Raw genomic sequence first — 13,684 nt, forward strand, 5'->3', positions numbered from 1 at the left:
GCCGCGTGGGATACTGGACCGATCCGAAAACCCCACTCAGAGGAACGGCACTCCTTCATGGCCTCGGTCCCCTCCCTTGCCGCAACCGTCCACCAGCGCGTCGCGGACGCCCTCTCGGCAGCCCTGCCGGAGGTCGCGTCGGCAGACCCGCTGCTGCGACGCAGCGACCGGGCGGACTTCCAGGCCAACGGGATGCTGGCGCTGGCCAAGAAGCTGGGGGGCAACCCGCGCGAGCTGGCCGGCAGGGTGGTCGCCGCGCTGCCGGAGACGGACGAGATCGCCGGCATCGAGGTCTCCGGGCCCGGCTTCCTCAACATCACCGTCTCCGACGCCGCGATCGTGCGGACGCTGGCGGCGCGGGCGGCCGACGAGCGGCTGGGCGTGCCGTACGCCGAGCGGCCGGGCACCACCGTCATCGACTACTCGCAGCCCAACGTGGCCAAGGAGATGCACGTCGGGCACCTGCGCTCGACGGTGATCGGCGACGCGATCGTGCAGATCCTGGAGCACCGGGGCGAGAAGGTCGTCCGGCGGCACCACATCGGGGACTGGGGCACGCAGTTCGGCATGCTCATCCAGTACCTGGTCGAGCACCCGCACGAGCTGGACCATGCCTCCGGCGAGGAGGCCGGCGGCTCCGGCGCGTCCGGCGAGGCCGCGATGTCCCGGCTGAACCGGCTCTACAAGGCGGCCCGGGCGCTGTTCGACTCCGACGAGGAGTTCAAGGCGCGCGCCCGCGACCGGGTGGTGCTCCTGCAGAGCGGCGACCGGGCCACGCTGGAGATGTGGCGGAGGATCGTCGGCGAGTCGATGATCTACTTCCACGCGGTCTACGACCAGCTCGACGTGGAGATCCGCGACGCGGACGTGGTCGGCGAGAGCGCCTACAACGACGACCTCCAGCAGGTCGTGAAGGAACTGGAGGACAGCGGCGTCGCGGTGCGCTCCGAGGGCGCGCTGTGCGTGTTCTTCGACGACGTCAAGGGCCCCGACGGCAAGCCCGTCCCGCTGATCGTGCAGAAGTCCAACGGCGGTTTCGGCTACGCCGCCACCGACCTGGCCGCCATCCGCGACCGGGTCGGGAAGCTGGGCGCCGACACCCTGCTGTACGTGGTGGACGCCCGGCAGGCGCTGCACTTCAAGATGGTCTTCGAGACCGCGCGCCGGGCCGGCTGGCTGCCCGGGGACGCCGCGCGGCAGCTCGCCTTCGGCACGGTGCTGGGCAAGGACGGCAAGCCGTTCAAGACCCGTGAGGGCGAGACGGTCCGGCTGGTGGACCTGCTGGACGAGGCCGTCGAGCGGGCCACGGCCGTGGTGCGGGAGAAGGCGGAGCAGGGCGGTCTGGAGCTGACGGAGGAGGAGATCGCCGAGCGCGGCGCCCAGGTGGGCATCGGCGCGGTGAAGTACGCCGACCTGTCGACGTCCATGTCGCGCGACTACGTCTTCGACCTGGACCGGATGGTCTCGCTCAACGGCGACACCAGCGTCTACCTCCAGTACGCCTACGCCCGGATCCAGTCGATCCTGCGCAAGGCCGGCGACGCGCGGCCCGCCGCGCACCCGGAGGTCGAACTGGCCCCGGCCGAGCGGGCGCTGGGCCTGCACCTGGACGAGTTCGCCGAGACGCTGGCGGGCGTGGCCGAGACGTACGAGCCGCACAAGCTGGCCGCGTACCTCTACCAGCTCGCCTCGCTCTACACGACGTTCTACGACCAGTGCCCGGTGATCCGGGCGGAGTCGGAGGCGGTCAGGGAGAACAGGCTCTTCCTGTGCGACCTGACGGCCCGCACCCTGCGGCAGGGCATGGCGCTGCTGGGCATCCGCACCCCCGAGCGGCTCTGAGGTCCGCGGGCCCGTGCCGCACCGGGCGTTCCCGGTGCGGCACGGGCCCGCCGTTCAGCGTTCGCGGTGCACCTTGGTGTTGGACGCCTGGGCGCGGGGGCGGACGACCAGCAGGTCGACGTTGACGTGCGGGGGCCGGGTGACGGCCCAGACGACGGTGTCGGCCACGTCCTCGGCGGTCAGCGGCTCGGCGACGCCCTCGTAGACCTTCGCCGCCTTCTCGGCGTCGCCGCGGAAGCGGGTGAGGGAGAACTCCTCGGTGCGCACCATGCCGGGCGCGATCTCGATGACGCGCACCGGCTGCCCGCACAGCTCCAGGCGGAGGGTTTCGGCCAGGACGTGGGCGCCGTGCTTGGAGGCGACATAGCCGGCGCCGCCCTCGTAGGTGCCGTGGCCCGCGGTGGAGGAGAGCACGAGCACGGTGCCGTCGCCCGAGGCGGTCAGGGCCGGGAGCAGGGCCTGCGTCATGTGGAGCGTACCCAGCACGTTGACCTCGTACATCGACTGCCAGTCGGCGGGGTCGGCGGTGGCCACGGGCTCCAGGCCCAGGGCGCCGCCGGCGTTGTTGACCAGCACGCTGCCGGGGGCGAGGGGGCCGAGCCGGGAGGCGAAGGCGTCCACGGCGGCGCGGTCGGTGACGTCCAGGGGGTGCGCCTCGGCCCGGTGCCCGTCGGCGTTCAGCCCGGCGGCGAGCTCCTCCACACGGTCGGCGCGGCGGGCGGTGAGCACGGTGCGGTACCCGGCGGCGGCCAGCCGGCGCGCGGCGGCGGCGCCGATACCGCTGCTCGCGCCGGTGATGACGGCGGTGGGCTGTTGCTCGGCGGGCGGGGTCATGGAGGGCTCCTCGCGGGGTGGTGGACGTTTCCGGGGCGGACCGCCTCGAAGGATAGGCGGCCGGTTTCACCCGCCCCGCGGCGCGTACATGCTGTGCTGCCCGGGGGCGTCCCCCGGACCCCCGGCCGGTTTCACCCGCCCCGCGGCGCATACATGATCAGCGCGACCCCGGCCAGGCAGACCAGCGCTCCCGCGACGTCCCAGCGGTCCGGCCGGAAACCGTCCACGACCATGCCCCAGGTCAGGGAGCCCGCGACGAAGACCCCGCCGTACGCCGCCAGCACACGGCCGAAGTTCGCGTCCGGCTGGAAGGTGGCGACGAAGCCGTATGCGCCCAGTGCGATCACCCCGGCGCCGATCCACGTCCAGCCGCGGTGCTCGCGCACTCCCTGCCACACCAGCCAGGCGCCGCCGATCTCCAGGAGGGCGGCCAGGGCGAACAGCAGGACGGAGCGCGCGACGGACATACCGGGAGCGTAGAGGGCAGGCGCCGGCGCCTGCCCCCGGGGATCGTCCAGGGATCGTCCGGGGACCGTTCAGGGTGTGCTCAGGGCCAGACCAGGCAGTACGGCTGGTGGCCGGCCTCGTGGAGCCGGTGGCTGAAGTCCTGCCACTCGTGCAGGAGCCGGTAGACGTCGAAGGCGTCGCGCGGGCCGCCCCGGTCGGGGACGGTGGACCAGATGAAGGCGGCGGCGCCCACCGACTCCTCCCCGATGCCGCGCAGCGGGTCGACGACCGTCATGGGGAGCCTGACCACCGCGTAGTCGGAGTGGAGGACGACCAGTTCCAGCGGAGGCACCCTGTGCAGCGGGACGCCCTCGATGCCGGTGAGGACCATGGCGGCCATCGTCTCCGGCTTGATGCTGGTGAACATGCCGTGGCCCAGTTCGTCCCCGCCGAGCTCGTCCGGGCGCATCGCGATGGGCACTCGGGCGGCTGTGGCGCCGTCCGGCGCGCCGAAGTACTTGTAGGTCACCCCCACCCGGCCACCCTTGCTGCTCCTCGTCTCCGTGCCCTCGGCCCCGGCCGCCCCGGTCTCGCCGGCCCCGACCTCGGCGGTCTCGCTGACCGCTCTCGCGTCGCGGTCCCGCCGGTGGCGCCCCCGCGCCCGTCTGGGGCCCCGGCCCAGGTCCCCCGTGCCCTCGCCCAGTCCGCCACCGCGCTGCATGTCACCACCCGACCACTTGCGGCCCCCGCCGCGCAACCAGATCATCGTCTCAGAGACTTCCAGAGACCTCCCCTTCTGGCGGGCTGTGAAACGCCCGGCCGCACATGCGCGCGAGGCTCTGAGACCATGGCTTGCGTGAGCTATCCGTACGATGCCCCAGTATCGCAGTCGCTGTACGACCGTGCCGCCGTCGTGACGCCCGGAGGCGTGAATTCTCCGGTGCGCGCTTTCCGCGCCGTGGGCGGTACGCCCCGCTTCATGGTGTCCGGTACCGGTCCGTACCTCACCGACGCCGACGGCCGTGAGTACGTGGACCTCGTGTGTTCCTGGGGCCCGATGGTCCTCGGGCACGCCCACCCCGCCGTGGTCGAGGCGGTGCGGCGGGCGGTCGCGCACGGCACGTCCTTCGGCACGCCCGGTGAGGGCGAGGTCGAGCTGGCCGAGGAGATCGTCGCCCGCGTCGCCCCCGTCGACCAGGTGCGGCTGGTCTCCTCCGGCACCGAGGCCACGATGTCCGCGATCCGCCTGGCGCGCGGTTTCACCGGGCGGGCCAAGGTGGTCAAGTTCGCCGGCTGCTACCACGGACACGTCGACGCGCTGCTGGCCGCGGCCGGCTCGGGCGTGGCCACCTTCGCCCTGCCCGACACCCCCGGTGTGACGGGCGCGCAGGCCGGGGACACCCTGGTGCTGCCGTACAACGATCTGGACTCGGTCGCCGCCGCCTTCGCCGCGCACCCCGGCGAGATCGCGTGCGTGATCACCGAGGCGTCGCCGGGCAACATGGGCGTCGTGCCGCCGCGCGACGGCTTCAACGCCGGGCTCAAGCGCCTGTGCGAGGAGAACGGGGCGCTGTACGTCTCGGACGAGGTGATGACCGGATTCCGCGTCTCGAAGGCCGGCTGGTACGGCCTGGACGGCGTCGTGCCGGACCTGATGACCTTCGGCAAGGTGATGGGCGGCGGCTTCCCGGCCGCGGCCTTCGGCGGCCGGGCCGACGTGATGGCCCACCTCGCCCCCGCCGGACCCGTCTACCAGGCCGGCACCCTCTCCGGGAACCCGGTCGCCACCGCCGCCGGCCTCGCCCAGCTCCGCCTGCTGGACGACGCGGCGTACGAGCGGCTGGACGCCGTCTCCGCCGAGATCCGCGCGCTGGTCACCGAGGCGCTGGCCGAGGAGGGCGTGGCGCACCGGCTGCAGAGTGCGGGCAACATGTTCTCGGTCTTCTTCACCGACGAGGACGTGGCGGACTACGACGCGGCCAGGCGCCAGGAGTCGTTCCGCTTCACCGCCTTCTTCCACGAGATGCTGGCCCGGGGCGTCTATCTGCCGCCCTCGGCCTTCGAGTCCTGGTTCGTCTCCACCGCCCACGACGACCGGGCCGTCGAGCGGATCGCCGCCGCCCTGCCGCCGGCCGCGCGCGCCGCCGCGCGGGCCGGCGCCGCCGGGGAGGAGGGGGCATGACGGGCGTGCCGAACGGGGGCGCCCCGAACCCGGCGGAGTCGGCGGACCCCGCGGGAATGACGGACCCGGCGGATGTGGCGCTCTCCTCCGGAACGGCGGGGGAGCGCGAGCAGCACGGCGGCGGGAAGCGCACCGTCGTCCATCTGATGCGGCACGGCGAGGTGGAGAACCCCAAGGGGATCCTCTACGGGCGCCTGCCCGGCTACCACCTCTCCGACCTGGGGCGCCGTATGGCCGAGCGGGTCGCCGAGCATCTGGCCGGACGTGACATCGCCCATGTCGTCGCCTCCCCGCTGGAGCGCGCCCAGGAGACCGCCTCGCCGATCGCCAAGGCGCACGGCCTGGACGTGGTCGGCGACGAGCGGCTGATCGAGGCGGAGAACATCTTCCAGGGCAAGACCTTCGGCGTCGGGGACGGGGCGCTGCGGCGGGTCGCGAACTGGCCGCACCTGCGCAACCCCTTCCGCCCGTCGTGGGGCGAGCCGTACATCGACCAGGTGGTGCGGATGATGGCGGCGCTGGAGGCCGCCCGGGACGCCGCCCGCGGTCACGAGGCGCTGTGCGTCAGCCACCAGCTGCCGATCTGGACGGTGCGCAGCTTCGTCGAACGCCGCCGGCTGTGGCACGACCCGCGCAGGCGGCAGTGCACCCTGGCGTCGCTGACCACCTTCACCTTCGTCGGCGACCGGATCGTCTCGGTCGGCTACAGCGAGCCGGCCCGCGATCTGGTGCCGCCGCACCTGAGGGCCGGGGCGAAGCCGGTCAAGGGGCAGGCGGGGGGCAGGGGCCCCGGGTTCGGAGCCTGAACGGCCCGACCGGCCGCGGCGCCGCGGCCGGTCGGCGACTACCCGGCGACCGCCATCCGGAGTGACCCAAGTCACAATCGGGTGGGGGAGTTGTCGGGGTATCGCCCGGTGGGGCCTTTTGGTGGGGGCGGGGGAACGCCTGCGCGAGGCGCATGGGAAACTTTTCACATGTTTCTTCGCGCTACCGGCTCCCCGGGCCGCTCCCGGCTGTCCGCGGCCGTCACCGCCGCGGCGGCCTGCGCACTGATCCTGTCGGGCTGCGGCGCCGGCGGCGGCCAGGAGCAGAGCGGCGGATCCGGCAAGAACTACGTGGACGGAACGGGCGCGGTCACCGAGGTGAAGCCGGCCGATCGCAAGCCCGCCCCCGAGCTCTCCGGCGAGACGGTGGACGGGAAGCGGCTGGACGTCGCCGACTACCGGGGCGATGTCGTGGTCCTCAACGTCTGGGGCTCGTGGTGCCCGCCCTGCCGCGCCGAGATGCCGCACCTGGTGAAGGTGGCGGGCGACACCGAGGACCGGGGAGTGCGGTTCGTCGGGATCAACACCCGGGACCTCGACCGGGTCCCGGCCCAGCGCTTCGAGGAGGAGTACGAGGTGCCCTACCCCAGCCTCTACGACCCCTCCGGCAAGCTCCTGCTGCGCTTCCCCAAGGGCAGCCTCAACCCGCAGGCCATCCCCTCCACCCTCGTCCTCGACCGGGAGGGGAGGATCGCCGCCCGGGCCCTGAAGCCGCTCGGCGAGGAGGAACTCCGCTCCATGATCGAGCCCCTGATCAAGGAGAAGTGAGGCGGATGCTCCACCTCGCCTCCGGGACGGGGATCTACGAGACCGTCCTGACCGGCGGTCTGCTCCTGGCGATCCCCATCGCCCTGCTGGGTGGGCTGGTGTCGTTCTTCTCCCCCTGCGTTCTGCCGCTCGTCCCCGGCTACCTCTCCTACGTCACGGGCATCGGCGGCGCCGACCTGGCCGAGGCGCGCAGAGGGCGGATGGTGCTCGGCGCCTCCCTGTTCGTCGCGGGCTTCACGGCGGTCTTCGTCTCGGGCGGCGCCCTCTTCGGCTACTTCGGCCAGACGCTCCTGGAGCACCAGGAGACGATCACCCGGATCCTGGGCGTGTTCCTGATCGCGATGGGCCTGCTCTTCGCCGGACTGCTCAAGGGGGTCGGGCAGCGCGAGTTCCGCTTCCACCGCAGACCGGCCGTGGGCCTGGCCGGCGCCCCCGTGCTGGGTGTGCTCTTCGGCGTCGGCTGGACGCCGTGCCTGGGGCCCACGCTGGCCGCGGTCAACACACTGGCGCTCAGCGAGGCGAGCGCGGGGCGGGGAGCGCTGCTGACGGTCGCCTACTGCCTGGGCCTGGGCCTGCCGCTGATACTGACGGCGGTGGCCTTCCGGCGGGCGATCGGCGCCTTCGCCGTGGTCAAGCGGCACTACGTGTGGGTCATGCGGATCGGCGGGGGGATGCTGGTCGCGCTGGGGGTCTTGATGCTCACCGGGGCGTGGGACCTGCTGCTGACCGAAATGCGCACCTGGACCAACAGCTTCACCGTAGGGATCTGAGATGCCCACAGCCGATGTCGGGAAAGCTCCCGAGAACACCCGGGCCGACGCCGAGGAGCAGGAGGCCGGCGGCCGGATCTCCACGGCCCCCCGCGAGGACCCGTCGGTCGACGTCCCCGCCCTGGGGCCGGTGGGCTGGGCCCGCTGGTTCTGGCGGCAGCTCACCTCGATGCGGGTCGCGCTGATCCTGCTCTTCCTGCTCTCGCTCGCCGCCGTCCCCGGCTCGCTGATCCCGCAGAACGGCGCGGACGCCTTCGCCGTGCGCGACTTCAAGGAGCGCAACGGGACGCTGGCGGAGGTCTACGACAGACTCCAGCTCTTCGACGTCTACAGCTCGGTGTGGTTCTCCGCGATCTACATCCTGCTGTTCGTCTCGCTCATCGGCTGCATCCTTCCGCGCAGCTGGCAGTTCGTCGGCCAGCTGCGCTCCCGTCCGCCGCGCGCGCCGCGCCGGCTGACCGGGATGCCCGCCCACACCACCTGGCGCACCGACACCGAGCCGGAGCAGGTGCTCCGGGCGGCGCGGACGCTGCTGCGGGGGCGCCGCTTCCGCACCTGTCCGACCGAGGAGACCGGCGGCCCGGACGGCTCCGGCGGATCCGTCTCCGGAGGCTCGGTCGCCGCCGAGAAGGGCTATCTGCGAGAGGCCGGCAACCTCGTCTTCCACGTCTCGCTGATCGTGATGCTGCTCGCCTTCGCGGCCGGGCAGCTGTGGAACTCCGAGGGCGGCAAGCTCATCGTGGAGGGCGACGGGTTCTCCAACACGCTCGTCCACTACGACGACTTCACCTCCGGGTCGCTGTACGACACCGACGACCTGGACGTCTTCGGCTTCACGCTGGAGGAGTTCCACGCCTCCTTCGAGCGCACCGGCCCGCAGCGCGGCACCGCGCGCACCTTCCGCGCCGACGTCTCGTACTGGGAGGGCGCGGACGGCCCCGAGAAGAAGACCTCCATCGAGGTCAACCACCCGCTGAAGGTCGGCGACTCCAAGGTCTTCCTGGTCGGCCACGGCTACGCGCCGGTCGTCACCGTCACCGACGGGCAGGGGAAGATGGCGTACCGGGGCCCGGTGCCGTTCCTGCCGCAGGAGAGCCTGGGGCTGACCTCCACGGGCGTCATCAAGGTCAACGACTACCGGAACAAGGACGGCGAGAAGGAGCAGCTCGGCTTCCAGGGCATCTTCACGCCCACCTACGGGATCGACGCCGAGCGCGGGCCGCACTCGACCTTCCCCGAGCTGGACTACCCGGTGCTCTCCCTCAACGCCTTCCACGGCGATCTGGGCGTCAACGCGGGACTCCCGCAGAACGTCTACCAGCTCGACACCGACAAGATGGAGCAGTTCAAGGCCGAGGACGGCGACCTGTTCCGGGCCGATCTGCGCCCCGGCGAGTCGGTGGAGCTGCCGGACGGCGCGGGCACGCTGACGTTCGACCGCGTCGAGCAGTGGGCCAGCTTCCAGGTCTCCCAGGAGCCCGGGGAGGGCTGGGCGCTGGCCGGGGCCACCGCCGCCGTGCTCGGCCTGGCCGGCTCGCTGTTCGTCCGGCGCCGCAGGGTGTGGGTCCGCGCCCGGCGCGGCGCGGACGGCGTCACCGTGGTGGAGATGGCCGGGCTGGGCCGCAGCGAGTCCGCACGGCTCCCCGAGGAGCTGGGCGACCTGGCCTTCGCCCTCCAGGACGACGCCCCGCCCGCGGCGGACCCGGACGGGGAGGACCCGGACGGGGAGGACTCGGCCCCCGGTCAGGACGCCGGCCGGGACGCCGGGGAGAGCACGGGGGGGACCACAGAAGACGTACCGGCTGCCACCGAGGACGCCGGCCCCTCGTCACGAGGAGAGAACGAGTGAACCCAGTGGACATCGCCGTCGCAGCGAACGAGAGCCTCGCCGAGTTCAGCAACCTGCTGATCAAGTCGGCGATGGCCGTGTACGCCCTGGCCTTCGTCGCGCACATCGTGGAGTGGGTGTTCGGCAGCCGCAGCAAGGTGGCCCGCACCGCCGCCGCGCTGACCGCCGAGGGCGCCGGGAAGTCCGGGGGCGCCCGGACGACCGCCGCGGGGAAGGGCGCCGACAAGGTCTCCGTCACCGTGCGGACCTCCGGCGGCGGTACGGAGGTGCTGGAGCGACCCAAGGTCGTCACCCGCTCCGCCCCGGGCCGCCGGACCGGTGTGCCGGACGGCCCCGGCGCGGCCGGCGGGGACGAGCAGGGCGACCTGTACGGCCGGATCGCCGTCTCGCTCACCGTGCTGGCCTTCCTGCTGCACTTCGCCGCGGTGCTCACCCGCGCCCTGTCGGTGCAGCGCGCCCCCTGGGGCAACATGTACGAGTTCTCGACGGCCTTCTCGATGGTCGCCGTCGGTGCCTACCTGGCCTTCCTGGTGGCGAAGAAGGACATCCGCTGGATCGGGCTGCCGCTGGTCACCACCGTGCTGCTCGACCTGGGCCTGGCCATCGTGGTCTTCTACACCGAGAGCGACCAGCTCGTCCCGGCGCTCGACTCGTACTGGATGTGGATCCACGTCTCGCTGGCCATCGTGTGCGGCGCGCTGTTCTACCTCGGCGCGGTCTCCACGCTGCTGTACCTGTTCCGGGACCGCTACGAGGCCAAGCTGGAGGCCGGCGGCAGGCCGGGCGCCTTCGCCGGCTCCGTACTGGAGCGGCTGCCCAGCTCCGCGTCGCTGGACGGCTTCGCCTACCGCATCAACGCCGCCGTCTTCCCGTTCTGGACCTTCACCATCATCGCGGGCGCCATCTGGGCCGAGAACGCCTGGGGCCGCTACTGGGGCTGGGACCCCAAGGAGACCTGGTCCTTCATCACCTGGGTCGGCTACGCGGCGTACCTGCACGCCCGTGCCACGGCGGGCTGGAAGGGGCGCAAGGCGGCGTACCTGGCGCTGATCGCCTTCCTGTGCTTCCTGTTCAACTACTACGGCGTCAACGTCTTCTTCGACGGCCTGCACTCCTACGGCGGGGTGTGACCGTCCCGAGGTGATGTGACGCGGGCGCGCTCTCAGGAGGCGGCGGGCGGGGTGGTGTCCTCCGGCCCGCCGTTATCCTTGTCGGCCTCCCTGCCGGCGCCGCCGTCCCTCCTGTCGTTCTTCCGGCCCCGCTCCTCACCGGACTCCTGCCCCCGCTCCTGCTCCCGCTTCCGCTCCTGCTCCGGCTCGGGCGTCCCCGGGCGCTGCCGCCCGCGCTCGTTGATCGACTTCAGGAAGTCGGGGTTGTCGTCCGGCGCCACCCACCGGCGCTCGGTGGGGCGGGTGGCGCCGTAGGGCGCGTTCCTGCGCGGCCGTCCGGCCAGGAACCAGGCGATGGGCCCGAACAGCACCGATCCGAAGAGCACGATGATGAAGACCCATGCCGGCTTCGGCAGCTTGCGGACCTCGTTCTCGGGGGTGTTCAGGCAGTCGATGAAGGCGTAGATCCACACCGCCAGGATCAGAACGGTCGGAAGAAGCCTGAGCATTGGGCAACGCCCCCTGGAAGCGTGTAGTGCGGCAGGTGCCGGGCCCTGCGCGGGCCCGTGGTCCGGGGTGCCTGGCCGGAGCCGGAGGAGGCCCCGTGACACGCCCAGGGTAATCGGTGTCGGATACTTGCCCGTATGGCATACGACGATCTCCGCTCGCTGCTGCGGGCCCTGGAGCGCGACGGCGACCTCGTACGGATCAAGGCCGAGGTCGATCCCCATCTGGAGGTCGGGGAGATCGTCGACCGGGTCCAGAAGTCCGGCGGCCCGGCGCTGCTCTTCGAGAACGTCAGGGGCTCCGACATGCCGCTGGCGATGAACGTCTTCGGCACCGACCGCCGCACGCTCAAGTCGCTGGGCCTGTCCTCCTACGACGACATCAGCGAGAAGATCGGCGGACTGCTGCGGCCCGAGCTGCCGCAGGGCTTCGTCGGGATGCGCGAGGCGTTCGGCAAGCTCGGCGCGATGGCGCACGTACCGCCGAGGAAGGTCAAGGAGGCGCCCGTCCAGGAGGTCGTCCTCACCGGCGACGACGTGGACCTGGAGAAGCTGCCCGCGCTGTTCACCTGGCCCAAGGACGGCGGCTCCTTCTTCAACCTGGGCCTGACCCACACCAAGGACCCCGAGACCGGCATCCGCAACCTGGGCCTGTACCGCCTCCAGCGGCACGACCGGCGCACCATCGGGATGCACTGGCAGATCCACAAGGACAGCCGCAACCACTACCAGACGGCCGCACGGCGCGGCGAGCGGCTGCCGGTCGCCATCGCCTTCGGCTGCCCGCCCGCCGTCACCTACGCCTCCACCGCGCCGCTGCCGGGCGACATCGACGAGTACCTGTTCGCCGGCTTCCTCCAGGGAAAGCGGGTGGAGATGGTGGACTGCAAGGCGGTGCCGCTCCAGGTCCCCGCCCGCGCCGAGGTGGTGCTGGAGGGCTGGCTGGAGCCGGGAAGGATGCTCCCGGAGGGGCCGTTCGGCGACCACACCGGCTTCTACACGCCGCAGGAGGACTTCCCGGCCCTGACCGTCGACTGCGTGACGATGCGCAGACGGCCGGTCTTCCAGTCCATCGTGGTGGGCCGCCCGCCGACGGAGGACGGGCCGCTGGGCCGGGCGACGGAACGCTTCTTCCTGCCGCTGCTGAAGATCATCGTCCCGGACATCGTGGACTACCACCTCCCCGAGGCGGGAGGCTTCCACAACTGCGCGATCATCTCGATCGACAAGAAGTACCCCAAGCACGCGCAGAAGGTGATGTCCGCCATCTGGGGCGCGCACATGATGTCGCTGACCAAGCTGATCGTGGTGGTCGACTCCGACTGCGACGTCCACGATCTGCACGAGGTCGCCTGGCGCGCCCTGGGCAACACCGACTACGCCCGCGACCTCCTCCTCACCGAGGGGCCGGTGGACCATCTCGACCACGCCTCCTACCAGCAGTTCTGGGGCGGCAAGGCGGGCATCGACGCCACCGCCAAGTGGCCCGAGGAGGGCTACACGCGCGACGGGGGCTGGCCGGACATGGTCCTGTCCGACCCCGACACGGCCGAGAAGGTCAGCCGCCGCTGGCGGGAGTACGGGCTGTGAGTTCCGTCACCGAGGGCGTCGCCGGCCCCCAGCCCGCCCGGCCCGCCGGCCGGGTCAGGGCGTTCCTGCGGCTGGTGATGATCGAGCACTCGGTCTTCGCGCTGCCCTTCGCGTACATCGCCTCGCTCACCGCGATGTTCCTGGACGACGGCACCGTCCACTGGTGGGAGCTGCTCCTGGTCACGGTCGCGATGGTGGGGCTGCGGACCTTCGCGATGGCCGCCAACCGGATCATCGACCGGGAGATCGACGCCCGCAACCCGCGCACCGCGGGGCGCGAGCTGGTCACCGGGGCGCTGTCGGTGCGCACCGCGTGGGCCGGGGCGCTGGTCGCGCTCGCCGTCTTCCTCGGGGCCGCCGCGCTGCTGAACCCGCTGTGCCTGGCGCTCGCGCCCGTCGCCGTGGTGCCGATGGTGGTCTACCCGTACGGGAAGCGGTTCACCGACTTCCCGCACGCCATACTCGGGCTCGCACAGGCCATGGGGCCCGTGGGCGCCTGGATCGCGGTCACCGGCGCCTGGTCGTGGGAGGCGGTGGTCCTCGGGCTGGCGGTGGGCGTGTGGATCGGCGGCTTCGACCTGATCTTCGGCTGCCAGGACGTGGCCGCCGACCGGGCCCACGGGGTGCGGTCCGTCCCCGCGCGCTTCGGCATAGCCGCCGCGCTGTACGGGGCCCGCGGCTCCCATGTCGTCACCGTGGCGCTGCTGGCCTGGTACGGCGCGCTGACCGGGGCCGGCGCGCCGTACTGGGCGGGGCTGGCGGTCGTGGTGGCGGCGTTCGTCTACGAGCACTCCATCGTGCGGCCCGGCGACCTGTCCCGGCTGAACCGGGCGTTCTTCACCGTCAACGGCTTCATCGGAATCGTGCTGTTCGGCTGCGCCCTGCTCGATCTGGCGCTGCGCGGTCTGACGGTGTGACGGTGCGGTCACGGGCCGGCTCGGGGCGGCGGTGCGCCGGCCGCCC

13 protein-coding genes are annotated in these 13,684 nt (G+C 72.2%); 9 read left to right on the top strand and 4 right to left on the bottom strand.

What is annotated here, in order from left to right; translation table 11 throughout:
* Positions 1 to 57: 57 nt before the first annotated feature.
* Complete coding sequence (gene argS, locus BM237_RS25300) at positions 58 to 1,842, top strand: arginine--tRNA ligase (RefSeq protein ID WP_093852051.1); 1,785 nt, start codon at positions 58 to 60, stop codon at positions 1,840 to 1,842.
* A gap of 54 nt (positions 1,843 to 1,896) precedes the next feature.
* Here argS and BM237_RS25305 read toward each other — a convergent pair whose 3' ends face one another.
* From BM237_RS25305 to BM237_RS25315, 3 genes are all read right to left on the bottom strand, one after another.
* Positions 1,897 to 2,676 (bottom strand): SDR family NAD(P)-dependent oxidoreductase, encoded by a 780-nt coding sequence (locus BM237_RS25305; protein ID WP_093852052.1) that lies wholly within the window; start codon positions 2,674 to 2,676, stop codon positions 1,897 to 1,899.
* Between the two features lie 131 nt (positions 2,677 to 2,807).
* Entirely contained in the window at positions 2,808 to 3,143 is a 336-nt protein-coding gene (locus BM237_RS25310; RefSeq protein WP_093852053.1) for a YnfA family protein, read from the bottom strand.
* Between the two features lie 80 nt (positions 3,144 to 3,223).
* The gene (locus tag BM237_RS25315; RefSeq protein ID WP_093852054.1) at positions 3,224 to 3,844 is read right to left on the bottom strand and encodes a hypothetical protein; all 621 of its coding nucleotides are present in this window, start codon (positions 3,842 to 3,844) and stop codon (positions 3,224 to 3,226) included.
* Positions 3,845 to 3,970: 126 nt separating this feature from the next.
* Between BM237_RS25315 and hemL the strand changes: the two genes are divergently transcribed.
* The 6 genes from hemL to ccsB all read left to right on the top strand — a co-directional run bounded on the left by hemL (position 3,971) and on the right by ccsB (position 10,646).
* Positions 3,971 to 5,305 (top strand): glutamate-1-semialdehyde 2,1-aminomutase, encoded by a 1,335-nt coding sequence (gene hemL / locus BM237_RS25320; RefSeq protein ID WP_093852055.1) that lies wholly within the window; start codon positions 3,971 to 3,973, stop codon positions 5,303 to 5,305.
* A 146-nt stretch (positions 5,306 to 5,451) separates the two neighbouring features.
* Complete coding sequence (locus tag BM237_RS25325) at positions 5,452 to 6,111, top strand: histidine phosphatase family protein (RefSeq protein WP_245794045.1); 660 nt, start codon at positions 5,452 to 5,454, stop codon at positions 6,109 to 6,111.
* 168 nt (positions 6,112 to 6,279) lie between these two features.
* The gene (locus BM237_RS25330; protein WP_093852056.1) at positions 6,280 to 6,897 is read left to right on the top strand and encodes a TlpA family protein disulfide reductase; all 618 of its coding nucleotides are present in this window, start codon (positions 6,280 to 6,282) and stop codon (positions 6,895 to 6,897) included.
* 5 nt (positions 6,898 to 6,902) lie between these two features.
* On the top strand, positions 6,903 to 7,667 hold the full coding sequence (locus BM237_RS25335; RefSeq protein ID WP_093852057.1) for a cytochrome c biogenesis CcdA family protein: 765 nt from the start codon (positions 6,903 to 6,905) through the stop codon (positions 7,665 to 7,667).
* A gap of 1 nt (position 7,668) precedes the next feature.
* A complete protein-coding gene (gene resB, locus BM237_RS25340) occupies positions 7,669 to 9,516 on the top strand; it encodes a cytochrome c biogenesis protein ResB (RefSeq protein ID WP_093852058.1) in 1,848 nt (615 codons plus the stop codon).
* 5 nt (positions 9,517 to 9,521) lie between these two features.
* On the top strand, positions 9,522 to 10,646 hold the full coding sequence (gene ccsB, locus BM237_RS25345) for a c-type cytochrome biogenesis protein CcsB (protein WP_093852059.1): 1,125 nt from the start codon (positions 9,522 to 9,524) through the stop codon (positions 10,644 to 10,646).
* Positions 10,647 to 10,678: 32 nt separating this feature from the next.
* Here the strand turns inward: ccsB and BM237_RS25350 are convergent, their stop codons facing one another.
* The gene (locus tag BM237_RS25350; RefSeq protein WP_093852060.1) at positions 10,679 to 11,134 is read right to left on the bottom strand and encodes a PLD nuclease N-terminal domain-containing protein; all 456 of its coding nucleotides are present in this window, start codon (positions 11,132 to 11,134) and stop codon (positions 10,679 to 10,681) included.
* Between the two features lie 135 nt (positions 11,135 to 11,269).
* On the opposite strand from BM237_RS25350, the gene BM237_RS25355 reads away from it, so the two are divergent.
* Together BM237_RS25355 and mqnP are read left to right on the top strand one after the other, a co-directional pair.
* Positions 11,270 to 12,721 (top strand): menaquinone biosynthesis decarboxylase, encoded by a 1,452-nt coding sequence (locus BM237_RS25355; protein WP_093852061.1) that lies wholly within the window; start codon positions 11,270 to 11,272, stop codon positions 12,719 to 12,721.
* The gene (mqnP, locus tag BM237_RS25360; RefSeq protein ID WP_093852062.1) at positions 12,718 to 13,638 is read left to right on the top strand and encodes a menaquinone biosynthesis prenyltransferase MqnP; all 921 of its coding nucleotides are present in this window, start codon (positions 12,718 to 12,720) and stop codon (positions 13,636 to 13,638) included. Before BM237_RS25355 ends, mqnP begins: the two co-directional genes overlap by 4 nt.
* The last annotated feature ends 46 nt before the right edge of the window (positions 13,639 to 13,684 follow it).

Source organism: Streptomyces mangrovi, from assembly GCF_900114215.1.
In the GTDB taxonomy this organism is placed as follows: Bacteria; Actinomycetota; Actinomycetes; order Streptomycetales; family Streptomycetaceae; genus Streptomyces; species Streptomyces barkulensis.

Excerpts from the sequence above, each read along its gene's own strand:
- argS (WP_093852051.1), top strand. The coding sequence starts at position 58 with ATGGCCTCGGTCCCCTCCCTTGCCGCAACCGTCCACCAGCGCGTCGCG.
- BM237_RS25305 (WP_093852052.1), bottom strand. The coding sequence starts at position 2,676 with ATGACCCCGCCCGCCGAGCAACAGCCCACCGCCGTCATCACCGGCGCG.
- BM237_RS25310 (WP_093852053.1), bottom strand. The coding sequence starts at position 3,143 with ATGTCCGTCGCGCGCTCCGTCCTGCTGTTCGCCCTGGCCGCCCTCCTG.
- BM237_RS25315 (WP_093852054.1), bottom strand. The coding sequence starts at position 3,844 with ATGCAGCGCGGTGGCGGACTGGGCGAGGGCACGGGGGACCTGGGCCGG.
- hemL (WP_093852055.1), top strand. The coding sequence starts at position 3,971 with ATGGCTTGCGTGAGCTATCCGTACGATGCCCCAGTATCGCAGTCGCTG.
- BM237_RS25325 (WP_245794045.1), top strand. The coding sequence starts at position 5,452 with ATGCGGCACGGCGAGGTGGAGAACCCCAAGGGGATCCTCTACGGGCGC.
- BM237_RS25330 (WP_093852056.1), top strand. The coding sequence starts at position 6,280 with ATGTTTCTTCGCGCTACCGGCTCCCCGGGCCGCTCCCGGCTGTCCGCG.
- BM237_RS25335 (WP_093852057.1), top strand. The coding sequence starts at position 6,903 with ATGCTCCACCTCGCCTCCGGGACGGGGATCTACGAGACCGTCCTGACC.
- resB (WP_093852058.1), top strand. The coding sequence starts at position 7,669 with ATGCCCACAGCCGATGTCGGGAAAGCTCCCGAGAACACCCGGGCCGAC.
- BM237_RS25350 (WP_093852060.1), bottom strand. The coding sequence starts at position 11,134 with ATGCTCAGGCTTCTTCCGACCGTTCTGATCCTGGCGGTGTGGATCTAC.
- BM237_RS25355 (WP_093852061.1), top strand. The coding sequence starts at position 11,270 with ATGGCATACGACGATCTCCGCTCGCTGCTGCGGGCCCTGGAGCGCGAC.